Below are 14852 nucleotides of genomic sequence, written 5' to 3' on the forward strand. Positions count from 1 at the left end.
TTCAGCCGCCGCGGACGCTGACGGGGGCCTCCCGGGCGACCTCGGTCAGGTCGTGCGTCCGGAAGTCGTCCTCGAGCTCCTCGAGCGAACGACCCCGGGTCTCCGGCGCGAACCTCGTGACGAAGACCAGGGAGCCGACGTTGATCAGGGCGAAGAGCCCGAAGGTCAGGCTGGCACCCAGCGCGGCCACCAGCGGCGGGAACGCGAAGGAGATGGCCGCGTTCACCGTCCACAGCACGAAGACCGCGATGCCCATGGCGAACCCGCGGATCGTCATCGGGAAGATCTCCGACAGCAGCAGCCAGACCAGCGTGCCGATGAAGGTCTGCACGAAGAAGACGACGAGCAGCATCGCGGCCAGGATCAGGTAGCTCCGGAACGACGACTCCGGGAGCAGGAAGGACAGGCCGAGCACGGCGTGCCCGGCCGCGACCCCGGTGAACCCGGTGATCAGGAGCGGCCGGCGGTTGTGCCGGCCGATGAGGACGATCCCCAGGATCGTGCCGATGATGGCGACGACGCCGACGGTGATCGTGAGGATGAGCGACGCGCTCGCCCCCAGGCCGGTCGACTCGAGGATGGTCGGTGCGTAGTAGTTGACCGTGTTGATGCCGGTCGCCTGCTGCACCGTCGCCAGCCCGCACCCCAGCCACAGGATCCGCCGCATCCAGGGGAAGGCCCGCAGGTCGCGCAGGGCCGCTCCCTTGTCCTCGGAGGTGTCCCGCTTGGCGTGCTCGGCGATGACGTTGTACTCCTCGGCCGCCTCGGCCGGGTCCCTGCTCAGGTTGAGCACGCGCCGGGTCTCCTCGTACCGCCCGCGCACGGCGTACCAGCGCGGCGAGTCCGGCAGGAAGAACATCCCGACGAACAGGGCGATCGCGGGGATCGTGGCGATGCCCAGCATCCACCGCCAGACGTTGGCGTCCTCGATGACGGCGTCCAGCGCCGCGTTCATCGCGAAGGCGAGGAACTGGCCGGTCACGATCATCAGCTCGTTGATGGTGACCATGCGGCCGCGGCGGTCGGCCGGTGCCATCTCGGCGAGGTAGAGCGGGCACGTCACCGCCGCGGCACCGACGCCGAAGCCCAGCAGGATCCGCCCCGTGGTCATGACCGCCACGTTCGGCGCCAGCGCGCAGATGAGGGCGCCGAAGAGGAACAGGCCGGCGCAGACGAGCAGGCTGCCCTTGCGGCCGAGCTTGTCGGCCAGCTTGCCGCCGAGCAGGGCGCCGAACGCCGCGCCGGGGAACAGCAGCGAGCTGACGACCACGGCCTCGGTGAAGGTGGTGAGGGCGAGGTCGTCCTTCATGTACAGCAGCGCACCGGAGATGACCCCGGTGTCGTACCCGAACAGCAGACCTCCGAGCGTGGAGATCACCGTCAGCTTGACCAGGAACCGGTTGTGGGCGGGTGATCGCTGCACCGTGCTGGGCGTCCCGGAGGACGAGTGGATCGACATGTGCCGCTCTTTCGGGGAGGAGGCCGTCAGGGCCCCGGGTGGAGGTGGCATGTGGGTGGTCGCGGCTCCCCCTCGGGACGGGGGTGCCGGTCCTGCGGACGCCGGGTCCGCGCGCACGGGTCGGGAGGTCGGGGCGGCACGGGAGCGGGATCCCGGCCGCGCGGCCGACCGCACGGGGCGCGTCGGCGGACCTGGGTCCACGGCCGGGAGGCCGGGGCACCGGCGGGTGCGGAGCGGACCCGTGGGACGCGCGGGGTCAGGGCGCGGGGCGGTGGTCGGCGAGCCGGACGACGCCCTGGGCCGGCGTCCCGGAGGATCGGTACGTGGCTGCCTGGCGCCGGAGCGGACCGACGTCCGTCCGCGGACTCGTGGCGGGTTCGGTGCGCCTGGTCCGCCGGCGCGGCCGCACCGCGGCGTTCCGCGCGCTGCGGATGACCGGGGCGACCGTGGCCGCCTTCCTCGTCGCACAGCTGGCCGGGCTCCACGAGCCCCCGCCGCTGATCGCGGCGCTCACCGCTCTGCTGGTCGTGCAGGCGACGCTCACCAGCACCCTGGTCAACGGTGTCCAGCGGGTGCTCAGCGTGGTGGCGGGTGTGGCCCTGGCGGTGGCCTTCGTCGCCGTCGTCGGCCTCACCTGGTGGAGCCTGGGGGCGCTGGTCGCCGCCGCCATCCTCGTGGGCCAGGTCCTCCGGCTGGGGCCGCACCTGGTGGAGGTGCCGATCAGCGCCATGCTGGTGCTCGGGGTGGGCGCCGTGGGCGCGGGGTCCGTCGGCGGCGACCGGGTCCTCGAGACGCTCATCGGCGCGGCCGTCGGGATGCTCGTCAACGTGCTGTTCCCGCCGGCCGTGCAGACCCGGCACGCGGTCCGGTCGGTCGAGCGGTTCGCCGGCGAGATCGCCGCGCTGCTCGACGACGCCGCGGCCACCCTCGTGGCCGGGCCGGTCACCCCGGAGCAGTCCACACGGTGGCTGCAGGACGCGCGGCGACTCAACCGGCACGTCCCGCGGCTGGACCGGGCGCTCGCCCACGCCGAGGAGAGCCGCCGCCTCAACGTCCGGGCGCTGCGGTCCCCCTGGGGCACCGCCGGGGTGCGCACCGGCCTCGACGCCCTGGAGTACACGTCGGTGTCCGTGCGCACGCTGTTCCGCGCGATCGACGACGCCACCCGTGAGCGGACCGGGGTCCAGGAGGACGCCGACTACGCCGACACCGTCCGGCGCACCACGGCCAGCCTGCTCGCGCGGATGGGGAGCGTGGTCCGAGAGTTCGGCGGGGTCCTGACTGCCGAGCCCGGAGAGGCCCGGCGCACCGGGCAGGCGCGGCTGGCCGCGTCGCTCACGGCCATGGCCAGCGGTAGGGCGCTCGTGGCGGACCTCCTCATCGGCGACCCGCGCAGCAGGACGGGGCTGTGGGAGCTGAACTCCGCACTGCTCACCACCGTCGACCGCATGGTCGACGAGCTCGGTCCCGGGCCGTCGGTGGAGGCCCCGGCAGTCCTCGTCGAGGACCGGGCGCCGAGGTCGGCGCACCGGATGCGCCTGGGCCGCCGTCCGTCCTGACGCCGCGGGGTCGCGGTCGGCGAGGACCGGGGTCCGTGGGTGCACGTCTTCCCTCCTATCGGACGCGAGCGGTACGGGTCCCGGGGGACCCGGGTCAGAGGTCGCCGTCGAGGAACTGGGCCCGGCCGAGTCCGAAGGACCAGTCCGCCCGGGTGTTGCCGACGACGGAGACGACGAGGTCGCCGGGCGCCAGGGCCGTGACCTCGCCCAGCCGCCGGCACAGTCCCGCGTAGAGGGCGCGCTTCTGCTCGTCGGAGCGCCCCTGCTGGACGACCTGGAGCACGACCAGGTCGTCGCTGCGCTCGATGCCCAGCCCGGTGTCCTCGCAGATCAGGTGCCCGGGCCGGTGCTCGGTGATCACCTGGTAGCGGTCCCGGGGTGGAGCGGCGAAGACGTCGAGCAGGACCTCCTGGACCGTGTCGGCCAGCAGTCGGAGCTCCTCGGGACTGCGCCGTCCCTCGACGACGTCGATGCGGACCAAAGGCACGGGGGCCTCCCTCGGCGTGGTGTCGCCGGCGTGACGCCGACCACATGGCCGAGGACTATGTCAGGACATTAGGACTTTGTGAAGAGCCGTGACGGAACGCCCAGGCAGCAGCGGTCCCGGCCACCCGGGCGCCCCGGACAGGGGGGTTGGCGGGCCTGGAGGGGCAGGACGGCGACGAGGGGCTCGGCGCGTCAGCGACCGACGAGCGTCGTCTCGAAGTCGTAGCGGGAGGCGCGGTAGACGTGCCGGCCGTGCTCCACGGGGGCGCCCTTGTCGTCGAACGCCGTGCGCTGCATCGTCAGGAGCGCCGAGCGCGGGCTCTCGTCGAGCAGGCGCGCCTCGTCGGCGCGGGCCAGCCGCGCCCCGATCCGCTGGTGCGCCACACGCAGGTGGACGCCCTGGCTGCGCAGGTACTGGTAGAGCCCGCGCTCGGTGAGCTGGTCGAGCGTCGGCTCGAACCGCCCGGGCAGGTAGTTGGTCAGGATGGCCAGCGGCTCGCCCCGGGTGCGGCGCAGTCGCCGGAGGGCGACGACCTCCTCCCCCGCGGGGACGTCCAGCTCCAGCGCGACGTCGGCGGCCGCCGGGATCCGCTCGAGGGAGAGGACCTCCGTCGACGGCGCCTCGCCGCCGCGCGCGAGGTCGTCGTAGAGGCTGGTCAGCTCGACCGACCGTCGGACGTGGGGCTGGATGACCTGGGTCCCCACACCGCGCTTGCGCACGAGCAGGCCCTTGTCGACGAGCTCCTGGACGGCGCGGCGGACCGTGGGGCGGGACAGACCGTAGTGCTGGGCGAGGAGCAGCTCGTTCTCGAGCTTCGACCCGGCGGGCAGGGTGCCGTCGGCGATGGCCCGCTCCATGGCCTGCGAGAGCTGGAAGTACAGCGGGGTCGGGCTGGAGCGGTCGATGTCGAAGGCCGGCGTGACGGCCACCTGGTCCTCCTCGTCCGGGCCCGGCGCGACGCCGCCCAGCGGCGGCGCCACCGGCATCCTCGCACCCGGCGGCCCGGTCCGGCCTCACCACGTCGGGGCATCAACACGTCCCGACGTGCTGCTGTCCTTATGTCCTGACAAAGTCTTGACGCCGCCGTGTGCCGTGGCGCACAGTCTGCAGGCACCGCAGGACGACGCACAGGGACGGAGCGCACCGTGCAGAACGCACCTGACGTGGTGGCCATGGGCCGCAGCGGGGTCGACCTCTACCCGCTGCAGGTCGGCGTCGGTCTCGAGGACGTCACCACCTTCGGCAAGTTCCTCGGTGGCAGCGCGGCCAACGTCGCCGTGGCCGCCGCGCGGATGGGCCACTCCCCCGCCCTGGTCACCGGGGTGGGCGACGACCCCTTCGGCCGCTTCGTCCGCCGGGCGCTGCGCGACCTGGGGGTCGACGACCGCTTCGTCGTCGTGGACCGCGAGCACCTGACGCCGGTGACGTTCTGCGAGATCTTCCCGCCCGACGACTTCCCCATCTGGTTCTACCGCCGGCCCAGCGCGCCGGACCTGCAGGTCCGGCCCGAGGACCTCGACCTCGACGCCATCCGCGGCGCGCAGCTGTTCTGGGCCACGGTCACCGGGCTGTCCGAGGAGCCCAGCCGCTCGGCGCACCACGCCGCCTGGCAGGCACGCGGCCGGCGCCGGCACACGGTGCTCGACCTCGACTACCGGCCGGTGTTCTGGTCCTCGCCGCAGGAGGCCTCGGCCCAGGTCCGGGCCGCCCTCCCGCACGTCACGGTCGCCGTCGGCAACCGGGAGGAGTGCGAGATCGCCGTCGGGGAGACCGAACCCGACCGGGCCGCCGACGCCCTGCTCGAGGCCGGCGTGGAGCTGGCCGTCGTCAAGCAGGGCCCGCGGGGCGTCCTGGGCAAGACACGCAGCGAACGCGTCGTCGTCCCCCCGACGCCGGTCGACGTGGTCAACGGCCTGGGCGCCGGCGACGCGTTCGGCGGCTCGCTGGTCCACGGCCTGCTCACCGGCCTGCCGCTGGAGCAGGTGCTCCGCAACGCCAACGCGGCCGGGGCGATCGTCGCCTCCCGTCTCGAGTGCTCCACCGCGATGCCGACGGCCGACGAGGTCGAGGCCCACGTCGCCGTCCACCCCGCCCCTCGCCTGGAGGACACCCGTGTCTGACACCGCTCTCGACCTGCCCGACATCGCGACGGGCACGCCGGTGTGCGCCACCTACGCCGAGGTCACCGAGCTGCGCAGCCGGCACCCCGAGGCCATCGCGCAGGCACTGGCCACCCGGCGGCGACGTCCGTCGTTCCTCCCCGAGGACGGCCGCCTGATGCTGGTCGCCGCCGACCACCCGGCGCGCGGCGCGCTGGCCGCGCAGGGCCGGGCGACGGCGATGAACAGTCGCACCGACATGCTCGACCGGCTGCGCACCGCGCTGGCCCGGCCCGGGGTCGACGGCCTGCTGGCCACCGCCGACATCGCCGAGGACCTGCTGCTGCTCGGCGCGCTGGAGGACAAGGTCGTCGTCGCCTCGATGAACCGCGGCGGCCTGGCCGGCTCGGTCTTCGAGATGGACGACCGGATGACCGCCTACGACGTGCAGGGCGTCGTGGAGGCCCGCTTCGACGCCGCCAAGATGCTCAACCGCTTCGACCTCGACGATCCCGGCACCGTGGTGTCGATGGAGGCGGCCGGCCGGGCCGTGACGGACCTCGCCCGCGCCGGGGTGATCGCCATGCTCGAGCCCTTCCTGTCCCGCCGCGCGGACGGCCGGGTGGTCAACGACCTGTCCCCCGACGCGGTCGTCAAGAGCGTGCACATCGCCCAGGGCCTGGGCGCCACCTCGGCCTACACCTGGCTCAAGCTCCCGGTGGTCGACGAGATGGAGCGCGTCATGGACGCGACCACGCTGCCCACCCTGCTGCTCGGCGGCGACCCGTCGCGGCGGCCGGAGGAGACCTACGCGCAGTGGCGCGACGCCCTGACGCTGCCGTCCGTGCGCGGCCTGGTGGTCGGCCGGACGCTGCTCTACCCCCCCGACGACGACGTCACCGCCGCGGTGGACACCGCGGTCTCCCTCGTCCACTAGAGGACCGACCTGCCCGGGAGCAGTCATGACCGCGACCACCCACGCGCTGCACCTGCCCGCCGGCAGCGCCGCCACCGGGGACTACGCCCTCGAGGTCACCCCCGAGTCGGCCGGCTGGGGCTCCTCCGGCCTGCGCGTCCTCGACCTGGCTCCCGGCGGCACGCACGTCCTCGGCACCGGGGAGGACGAGGTCGTCGTCGTCCCGCTGTCCGGCGCCCTGTCGGTCGCCTGCGACGGGGAGGTCCTCGAGCTCACCGGCAGGCCGCACGTCTTCGCGGGCCCCACCGACTTCGCCTACCTGCCGCGGGAGGCCACCGCGGAGCTCTCCAGCGACGCCGGCGGCCGGTTCGCCCTCTGCAGCGCCCGGGCCGGCCGGCGGCTGCCGGTCCGGTACGGCCCCGCAGCCGACGTGCCCGTCGAGCTGCGCGGGACCGGCTCCTGCAGCCGGCAGGTCAACAACTTCGCCACCGCCGGCGTCTTCGAGGCCGACTCGATCATCGCCTGCGAGGTGATCACCCCCGGTGGCAACTGGTCGAGCTATCCGCCGCACAAGCACGACGCGACCTCCGAGGTGGAGAGCGAGCTCGAGGAGATCTACTACTTCGAGGTCGCGCCGGGCCCGCAGGGCCAGCCCGGCCTGGCCTACCACCGGGTCTACGGCACCCCCGAGCGGCCGATCGACGTGCTCGCCGAGGTGCGCGACCGCGACGTCGTCCTGGTCCCCCACGGCTGGCACGGCCCGTCGATCGCCACCCCCGGGCACGACCTCTACTACCTCAACGTCATGGCCGGCCCCGGCCCGGAGCGCGCCTGGCGCATCGTCGACGACCCTGCGCACGCCTGGGTCCGCGACTCCTGGGCGCACGAGGACGTCGACCCGCGCCTGCCCCTGCACGCCCCCGCCCGACTCCCCCAGAACGGAGCGACCCGACCGTGAGCGCGCCGACCCACCCCCCGGTCCGGACCGACACCGTCCGGCTGACCGTCTCCCAGGCCGTCGTCCGCTTCCTGGCCCGGCAGCACACCGAGCGCGACGGCGTCCGGCAGCGGCTGTTCGCCGGCTGCCTGGGCATCTTCGGTCACGGCAACGTGGCCGGCCTCGGCCAGGCACTGCTGCAGGCCGAGATCGACGAGCCCGGCGCACTGCCCTACGTGCTCGGCCGCAACGAGCAGGCCATGGTGCACACCGCCGTGGCCTACGCCCGGGCGAAGGACCGGCTGCAGACCTGGGCGCTGTCCACCAGCGTCGGGCCCGGCTCGACCAACATGCTGACCGGTGCCGCGCTCGCGACGATCAACCGGCTGCCGGTGCTGCTGCTGCCGGCGGACACCTTCGCCACCCGGGCGGCCGGGTCGCTGCTGCAGGAGCTGGAACTGCCCGCGTCCGGCGACGTGACCGTCAACGACGCCTTCCGCCCGGTGTCGCGGTACTTCGACCGCATCTGGCGGCCTGAGCAGCTGCCCGGTGCCCTGCTGTCCGCGATGCGGGTGCTCACCGACCCGGCCGAGACCGGCGCGGTCACGCTGTGCTTCCCGCAGGACGTGCAGGCCGAGGCCTTCGACTGGCCGGTCGAGCTGTTCGCCGAGCGCACCTGGCACGTGGGCCGCCCGCTGCCCGAACCGGCCGCGCTGGCCCGCGCGGTGGAGGTCATCCGCTCGGCCCGCCGGCCGCTCGTCGTCGCCGGCGGGGGCGTCATCTACGCGCACGCCACCGAGGCCCTCGACGCGTTCGCCACCGCCACCGGCATCCCGGTCGCGCAGACCCAGGCCGGCAAGGGCGCGCTGCCCTTCGACCACCCGCGGTCGGTGGGCGCCATCGGCTCCACCGGGACGACGGCGGCCAACGCCCTGGCCCGCGACGCCGACGTCGTCATCGGCATCGGCACCCGCTACCAGGACTTCACCACCGCCTCCCGCACCGCGTTCAGCGACCCGGCCGTGCGCTTCGTCAACGTCAACGTGGCCTCGCCCGACGTGGTGAAGCACGCCGGCGTCGCGGTGCAGGCCGACGCCCGCGAGGCGCTCACCGCGCTCACCGCGGCGCTGGCCGGCTGGTCGGCCGACGACGCACACCTGTCGCGCACCGCCGAGCTCGCCGCGGCGTGGGAGGCGACCGTCGAGGCCGCCTACCACCCGGAGGTGCCCAGCGCGGGCGAGGGCGGCCGGCTCACCCAGAACGAGGTCATCGGCCTGGTCAACGAGGTCTCGGCACCCCGGGACGTCGTCGTCTGCGCGGCCGGGTCGATGCCCGGGGACCTGCACAAGATGTGGCGGGTCCGCGATCCGAAGGGCTACCACGTCGAGTACGGCTACTCGTGCATGGGCTACGAGATCCCCGGCGGCCTGGGCATCGCGATGGCCGATCCCGACCGCGACGTCTTCGTCATGATCGGCGACGGCTCCTACCTGATGATGCCGACCGAGCTGGTCACCGCCGTCCAGGAGAACGTCAAGATCATCGTCGTCCTGGTGCAGAACCACGGCTTCGCCTCGATCGGTGCGCTGTCGGAGCAGCTGGGCTCCCAGCGGTTCGGCACCCGCTACCGGTCCCGCGCGGGCAACGGCCGCCTCGAGGGGGACGTGCTCCCGGTCGACCTCGCCGCCAACGCCGCCAGCCTCGGCGTCGACGTCCTCACCGCCCAGGACGGCCCGGGCCTGGAGGCGGCGCTGCGCAAGGCCAAGGCCAGTGACCGCACCACCGTCGTCCACGTCGAGACCGATCCGCTCGTCGACGCCCCCTCCAGCGAGTCCTGGTGGGACGTGCCGGTCAGCGAGGTGTCCACCCTCCCGAGCACCCAGGACGCCCGCGTGGTCTACGAGCAGTGGAAGGCGCGCCAGCACCCCTACCTGACCCCGTCCGAGCGCGGCAGCGCGCGGTCCTGAGCACCGTCCCCGAGGAGAGGAAGACATGAGCGTGCAGCAGTCGACCGGCCCGCAGTCGACCGGTACGGCCCGCATCCGGGTCGGGTCGGCCCCCGACTCGTGGGGCGTGTGGTTCCCCGACGACCCCGAGCAGGTCCCCTGGCAGCGCTTCCTCGACGAGGTCAGCGCCGCCGGCTACGAGTGGATCGAGCTGGGTCCCCACGGCTACCTGCCCACCGACCCCGCCCGGCTGGGCGACGAGCTGGCCGCCCGCGGGCTGCGCGTCTCGGCGGGGACGGTGTTCGAGCACCTGCACCGCCCCGACTCGTGGGACGACGTGTGGCGGCAGGTCGGGGACGTCGCCACGCTCACCGCCGCGATGGGCGGCACCCACGTGGTGGTCATCCCCGACGTCTGGCGCGACCACAAGACCGGCGAGGCCATCGAGCCCCGCGACCTGCCGGAGGAGGGGTGGACGCGCCTGGCCTCCGGGATGGACCGGCTCGGCCGGGCCGTGCAGGAGGAGTACGGCCTCGACATCGCCTTCCACCCGCACGCCGACAGCCACGTCGGCCGCCAGCACGAGATCGAGCGCTTCCTCGCCGAGACCGACCCGCGCTACGTCCCGCTGTGCCTCGACACCGGGCACGTCAGCTACTACGGCGGCGACAACCTCGACCTCATCCGCCGCTTCCCCGAGCGGATCGGCTACCTGCACCTCAAGCAGGTCGACCCGGCCGTGATCGAGCGGGTGCACGCCGAGGACATCCCCTTCCCGCAGGCCGTGCAGCTCGGCGCCATGATCGAGCCGCCCGCCGGCGTGCCGGACCTGCCGCCGCTGCTGGCGGAGGTCGAGCGGCTCGGACTCGACGTGTTCGCCATCGTCGAGCACGACCTCTACCCCTGCCCGCCCGACGTGCCCCTCCCCATCGCCCAGCGCACCCACCGGCTCATCGGCTCCTGCGGGCTGCGCTCCCTCGAGATCGGCCGTCCCCGCACGACCGTCGCGGAGGGACGGGCATGACCGCCACCGATGCACCGCCCCTCGTCCCGGCGGCCGAGCCGGGCACCGCGGACCTGCGCGTCGCCGTCCTCGGCGTCGGGCTGATGGGCGCCGACCACGTCGCCCGGCTGCACCGCCGGGTCTCCGGCGCCCGCGTGGCCGCCGTCAGCGACGCGGCCACCGACCGGGCCGACCAGGTCGCCGCCGAGGTCCCCGGGTGCCGCGTGGTCCCCGACCCGCTGGCCGCCGTCGCCGACCCCGAGATCGACGCGGTCGTCGTCGCCAGCCCGGGCCGGTTCCACGAGGAGCAGGTGCTCGCCTGCATCGATCGCGGCATCCCGGTGCTCTGCGAGAAGCCGCTGACCCTGGAGGCCGCGAGCTCGCTGGCCGTCGTCCGCGCCGAGGACGCGTATGCCGCCCGTACCGGGGGGCGGCTGGTCCAGGTGGGGTTCATGCGCCGCTTCGACCCCGAGTACGCCCAGCTGCGGGAGTTGATCGCCTCCGGCGGGATCGGCGAGCCGCTGGTCGTGCACTGCGCGCACCGCAACCCCGCGGTGCCGCCGGGCGTCACGACCGAGTCGGTGGTCAACGACTCCGTGGTCCACGAGGTCGACGTCGCGCGGTTCCTCCTCGGCGAGGAGATCGCGGCGGTCACCGTCCTGCGGCCCCGGTCGACGCGCCACGCGGCCGAGGAGCTGTCGGACCCGCTGCTGGTCCTCCTCGAGACGACCGGCGGCCGGGTGGTCGACGTCGAGGTCTTCGTGAGCACCGGCCTGGCCTACGAGGTGCGCACCGAGGTCGTCGGCGAGGACGGCAGCGCGATGATCGGGATCCCCCAGGGGCTGGTCCGGCAGTCCGCCGGCCCGGGCGGCGCCGTCCGCGGCACCACCGTTCCCGCGGGCTTCCGCGAGCGCTTCGCCACGGCCTACGACCTGGAGCTGCAGCGCTGGGTGGACGCGGCCCGCCGCGGCACCGTCGACGGCCCCGGCGCCTGGGACGGCTACGCCGCCCAGGCCGTGTGCGCCGCCGGCGTGGAGGCCCTGCTGTGCGGCCGTCGCACCGAGGTCCGGATGGAGCAGCGGTGAGGATCGCCCTGGACCCGCAGATGCTGCGGACGACCCCGCTGCTGGAACTGCCCGACGTCGTCGCCGCGATGGGCTACGAGTGGATCGAGCTCTCCCCGCGGGAGGACTTCATCCCCTTCTTCAAGCACCCCCGGGTCGACACCGCCACCGTCCGCGCGTTCAAGTCCCGGCTGGCCGACGCCGGCGTCGGGGTCACCTCGCTGCTGCCCGTCATGCGCTGGTCGGGGCCCGGCGAGGTGGAGCGGCAGGCGGCGGTCCGGTACTGGCGGCGCGCCATCGAGATCTGCGCCGAACTGGGCGTGGACACGATGAACAGCGAGTTCAACGGCCGCCCGGAGGCACCCGAGCTGGCCGAGGCCATGTTCTGGCGGTCCATGGACGAGCTGCTGCCGGTCTTCGAGCGCGAGGGCATCAGGCTGGCCCTCGAGCCGCACCCGGACGACTTCATCGAGCTCGGCTCCCCCGCGGTCGACATGGTCCGCGGCATCGACTCCCCGAACGTGTCGTTCCTGTACTGCCTGCCGCACACGTTCCACCAGGGCGACGACGCGCCGGGCATCATCGCCCACGCCGGCGACCTGCTCACCCACGTGCACGTCGCCGACTCGATGGACCACACCGCCTCCGACGGCCTGCGCTACATCACCAACCCGCCCGGCAACCCCGTCCGCGTCCACCAGCACGCGGAGATCGGCCGCGGGGACGTCGACTTCGACGAGGCGTTCACCGCCCTGGCCGGGATCGGCTTCGACGGCGTCCTGACCACCTGCGTCTTCGGCTGGGACGACGAGGCCCGCGAGTCGGGCACCCGGATGCTCGCCGCCATCCGCGAGCTGGTCACCAAGCACTTCCCCCACGGCACCCCGACCTGAGAGGCACCTCCCATGGCCCAGCACATCCCGCACTGGATCGACGGCGACCGCCGCGACGGCACCAGCGGCCGCACCGCCGAGGTCACCGACTCCGCGACCGGGGAGGTCGTCGGCGAGGTCGCACTCGCGTCGGTCGAGGAGGTCGACGCCGCCGTCGCCGCCGCCACCGCCGCCTTCCCGCGCTGGCGGGACACCTCGCTGGCCAAGCGCACCGCCGTGCTGTTCCGCTTCCGCGAGCTGCTCAACGCCCGCAAGCCCGAGCTCGCCGCGATCATCACCGCCGAGCACGGCAAGGTCCTCGACGACGCGCTCGGCGAGGTGTCCCGCGGCCAGGAGGTCGTCGAGTACGCGTGCGGCGTGCCCTCGCTGGTCCGCGGCGGGTTCACCGAGAACGCCTCGACCAACGTCGACGTGTTCTCCATCCGCCAGCCGCTGGGCCCGGTGGCCGTGATCAGCCCGTTCAACTTCCCGGCCATGGTCCCGATGTGGTTCTTCCCCATCGCGATCGCCACCGGCAACACCGTCGTCCTCAAGCCCAGCGAGCAGGACCCCTCCGCCGCGCTCTGGATGGCCGAGCTGTGGAAGGAGGCCGGTCTGCCCGACGGCGTCTTCAACGTCGCCCAGGGCGACAAGGTCGCCGTCGACCGGCTGCTCGAGCACCCCGACGTCAAGGCCGTCTCCTTCGTGGGGTCCACGGCCATCGCCCGCTACGTCTACGAGACCGGCACCCGCCACGGTAAGCGCGTGCAGGCCCTCGGCGGCGCCAAGAACCACATGGTCGTGCTCCCCGACGCCGACCTCGACCTCGCCGCGGACCAGGCGGTCAACTCCGGCTTCGGCTCGGCCGGCGAGCGGTGCATGGCCATCAGCGCGGTGCTCGCGGTGGGCGGCGTCGGCGACGACCTGGTCGCCCGCATCGCCGAGCGCACCCGGACGCTGCGCACCGGCGACGGCCGCAAGGGCTGCGACATGGGCCCGCTCATCAGCCGGAAGCACCGCGACCGGGTCGAGTCCTACGTCGAGGCCGGCGAGCAGGAGGGCGCGAAGGTCGTCGTCGACGGCCGGCAGGTGCAGCCCGACGGCGCCGAGGACGGCTTCTGGCTCGGCCCGACGCTCGTCGACCACGTCGAGCCGCACATGAGCGTCTACACCGACGAGATCTTCGGTCCGGTCCTGTCGGTGCTCCGGGTGGACACCTACGACGACGCCGTCGGGCTGATCAACCGCAACGAGTACGGCAACGGGACCGCCATCTTCACCAACGACGGCGGCGCCGCGCGGCGCTTCCAGCACGAGGTGGAGGTCGGGATGATCGGCATCAACGTGCCGATCCCGGTCCCGATGGCCTACTACTCCTTCGGCGGCTGGAAGAACAGCCTCTTCGGCGACTCCCACGCCCACGGCGCCGAGGGCGTGCACTTCTACACCCGCGGCAAGGTGGTCACCTCCCGCTGGCTGGACCCCAGCCACGGCGGCCTGAACCTCGGCTTCCCGCAGAACGCCTGACACCGACCGGCGCCGGCGGGACCCGTCTCCGCCGGCGCCGGTCGTCCTCCCGCACTCCGACTCGCACACCAGGGACAGGGACACGGACATGACCGGACCGTCGTTCGACCCCAGCCGCTTCGCGGGCAGGGTCGCCTTCATCAGCGGGGTCGCCCGCGGGCAGGGCCGGCAGTTCGCCGTCGACCTGGCCAAGGAGGGCGCCGACGTCATCGGCTTCGACATCTGCGAGGACATCCCGGGCGCCAGCACGGCGATGGCCACCGAGGCCGACCTCGAGGAGACCCGGGCCCTGGTCGAGGCCACCGGACGGCGGATGGTGGCCGAACGGGCCGACGTGCGGGACTACGCCGCGGTCGAGGCCGTGCTGGCCAAGGGTCTGGCGGAGTTCGGCCGGGTCGACGTCGTGGTGGCCAACGCCGGCATCTGCTGCGGCGCCGGGCCGTTCTGGGAGATCAGCCTCCAGCAGTGGAAGGACACCGTCGAGACCGACCTCACCGGGGTGTGGCACACGGTCCGCGCGGCCACCCCGGCCCTGATCGAGGGTGGTCGCGGCGGGGCGATCATCATGATCACCTCGGCGGGTGCCACGAAGGGCTTCCAGAACATCACCCACTACGTGGCGGCCAAGACCGCGCTGGTCGGCATGCTCAAGCCGATGGCCGCCGAGCTCGGCCCGCACTTCATCCGCGTCAACGCCTTGTCCCCGACCAACGTCAACACGGCGATCTACATGACCGAGACCAACAAGCGGCTGTTCCTGCCGGACAACCCCGCCCCGACCGACGAGGAGTACGAGATGGCCTCCCGGCCGCAGCACGTGATCCCCATCGGCTGGATGGAGACGAGGGACACGTCGGCCGCGCTGCGCTTCCTCGCCTCGGACGACGCGCGCTACGTCACCGGTCTGGAGATGCGCGTCGACGCCGGCGTCGTGCTGCGCTGACGACCTGGTCGGGACAGACCTCGACGTGGACGTGCGGCCA

General features: G+C 73.5%; 13 protein-coding genes. 10 read left to right on the top strand and 3 right to left on the bottom strand.

What is annotated here, in order from left to right; translation table 11 throughout:
- Position 1: 1 nt before the first annotated feature.
- Positions 2 to 1459: a sugar porter family MFS transporter gene (locus FN207_RS13145; protein ID WP_142458940.1), complete on the bottom strand. Its 1458-nt coding sequence runs from the start codon at positions 1457 to 1459 to the stop codon at positions 2 to 4.
- Between the two features lie 380 nt (positions 1460 to 1839).
- On the opposite strand from FN207_RS13145, the gene FN207_RS13150 reads away from it, so the two are divergent.
- Positions 1840 to 3018 (top strand): FUSC family protein, encoded by a 1179-nt coding sequence (locus FN207_RS13150; RefSeq protein WP_142458941.1) that lies wholly within the window; start codon positions 1840 to 1842, stop codon positions 3016 to 3018.
- Between the two features lie 94 nt (positions 3019 to 3112).
- Here FN207_RS13150 and FN207_RS13155 read toward each other — a convergent pair whose 3' ends face one another.
- Positions 3113 to 3505, bottom strand: a complete 393-nt coding sequence (locus FN207_RS13155) for a tautomerase family protein (protein ID WP_110907244.1) — start codon at positions 3503 to 3505, stop codon at positions 3113 to 3115.
- 191 nt (positions 3506 to 3696) lie between these two features.
- Entirely contained in the window at positions 3697 to 4485 is a 789-nt protein-coding gene (locus FN207_RS13160; protein ID WP_281282139.1) for a GntR family transcriptional regulator, read from the bottom strand.
- A gap of 165 nt (positions 4486 to 4650) precedes the next feature.
- Here FN207_RS13160 and iolC point away from each other — a divergent pair, with 165 nt between their 5' ends.
- The 9 genes from iolC (at position 4651) to FN207_RS13205 (ending at position 14812) form a co-directional block, all read left to right on the top strand.
- The gene (gene iolC / locus FN207_RS13165) at positions 4651 to 5625 is read left to right on the top strand and encodes a 5-dehydro-2-deoxygluconokinase (RefSeq protein ID WP_221888178.1); all 975 of its coding nucleotides are present in this window, start codon (positions 4651 to 4653) and stop codon (positions 5623 to 5625) included.
- Positions 5618 to 6541, top strand: coding sequence for a class I fructose-bisphosphate aldolase (locus FN207_RS13170; protein ID WP_221888179.1), 924 nt, complete (start codon positions 5618 to 5620; stop codon positions 6539 to 6541). Before iolC ends, FN207_RS13170 begins: the two co-directional genes overlap by 8 nt.
- 25 nt (positions 6542 to 6566) lie before the next feature.
- On the top strand, positions 6567 to 7478 hold the full coding sequence (gene iolB / locus FN207_RS13175; protein ID WP_142458943.1) for a 5-deoxy-glucuronate isomerase: 912 nt from the start codon (positions 6567 to 6569) through the stop codon (positions 7476 to 7478).
- Complete coding sequence (gene iolD / locus FN207_RS13180) at positions 7475 to 9424, top strand: 3D-(3,5/4)-trihydroxycyclohexane-1,2-dione acylhydrolase (decyclizing) (protein ID WP_142458944.1); 1950 nt, start codon at positions 7475 to 7477, stop codon at positions 9422 to 9424. The genes iolB and iolD overlap by 4 nt, the downstream gene beginning before the upstream one ends.
- A gap of 25 nt (positions 9425 to 9449) precedes the next feature.
- On the top strand, positions 9450 to 10427 hold the full coding sequence (locus tag FN207_RS13185; protein ID WP_142458945.1) for a sugar phosphate isomerase/epimerase family protein: 978 nt from the start codon (positions 9450 to 9452) through the stop codon (positions 10425 to 10427).
- Positions 10424 to 11491: a Gfo/Idh/MocA family protein gene (locus FN207_RS13190; protein WP_142458946.1), complete on the top strand. Its 1068-nt coding sequence runs from the start codon at positions 10424 to 10426 to the stop codon at positions 11489 to 11491. Before FN207_RS13185 ends, FN207_RS13190 begins: the two co-directional genes overlap by 4 nt.
- Complete coding sequence (locus FN207_RS13195) at positions 11488 to 12363, top strand: sugar phosphate isomerase/epimerase family protein (RefSeq protein ID WP_142458947.1); 876 nt, start codon at positions 11488 to 11490, stop codon at positions 12361 to 12363. The genes FN207_RS13190 and FN207_RS13195 overlap by 4 nt, the downstream gene beginning before the upstream one ends.
- 12 nt (positions 12364 to 12375) lie before the next feature.
- Complete coding sequence (locus FN207_RS13200) at positions 12376 to 13869, top strand: CoA-acylating methylmalonate-semialdehyde dehydrogenase (RefSeq protein WP_142458948.1); 1494 nt, start codon at positions 12376 to 12378, stop codon at positions 13867 to 13869.
- 88 nt (positions 13870 to 13957) lie between these two features.
- Positions 13958 to 14812: a mycofactocin-coupled SDR family oxidoreductase gene (locus tag FN207_RS13205; RefSeq protein ID WP_142458949.1), complete on the top strand. Its 855-nt coding sequence runs from the start codon at positions 13958 to 13960 to the stop codon at positions 14810 to 14812.
- Positions 14813 to 14852: the final 40 nt, after the last annotated feature.

Source organism: Geodermatophilus aquaeductus (genome assembly GCF_900182545.1).
Classification (GTDB): domain Bacteria; phylum Actinomycetota; class Actinomycetes; order Mycobacteriales; family Geodermatophilaceae; genus Geodermatophilus; species Geodermatophilus aquaeductus.

Excerpts from the sequence above, each read along its gene's own strand:
- FN207_RS13185 (WP_142458945.1), top strand. The coding sequence starts at position 9,450 with ATGAGCGTGCAGCAGTCGACCGGCCCGCAGTCGACCGGTACGGCCCGC.
- FN207_RS13200 (WP_142458948.1), top strand. The coding sequence starts at position 12,376 with ATGGCCCAGCACATCCCGCACTGGATCGACGGCGACCGCCGCGACGGC.
- iolB (WP_142458943.1), top strand. The coding sequence starts at position 6,567 with ATGACCGCGACCACCCACGCGCTGCACCTGCCCGCCGGCAGCGCCGCC.
- FN207_RS13145 (WP_142458940.1), bottom strand. The coding sequence starts at position 1,459 with ATGTCGATCCACTCGTCCTCCGGGACGCCCAGCACGGTGCAGCGATCA.
- FN207_RS13205 (WP_142458949.1), top strand. The coding sequence starts at position 13,958 with ATGACCGGACCGTCGTTCGACCCCAGCCGCTTCGCGGGCAGGGTCGCC.
- FN207_RS13190 (WP_142458946.1), top strand. The coding sequence starts at position 10,424 with ATGACCGCCACCGATGCACCGCCCCTCGTCCCGGCGGCCGAGCCGGGC.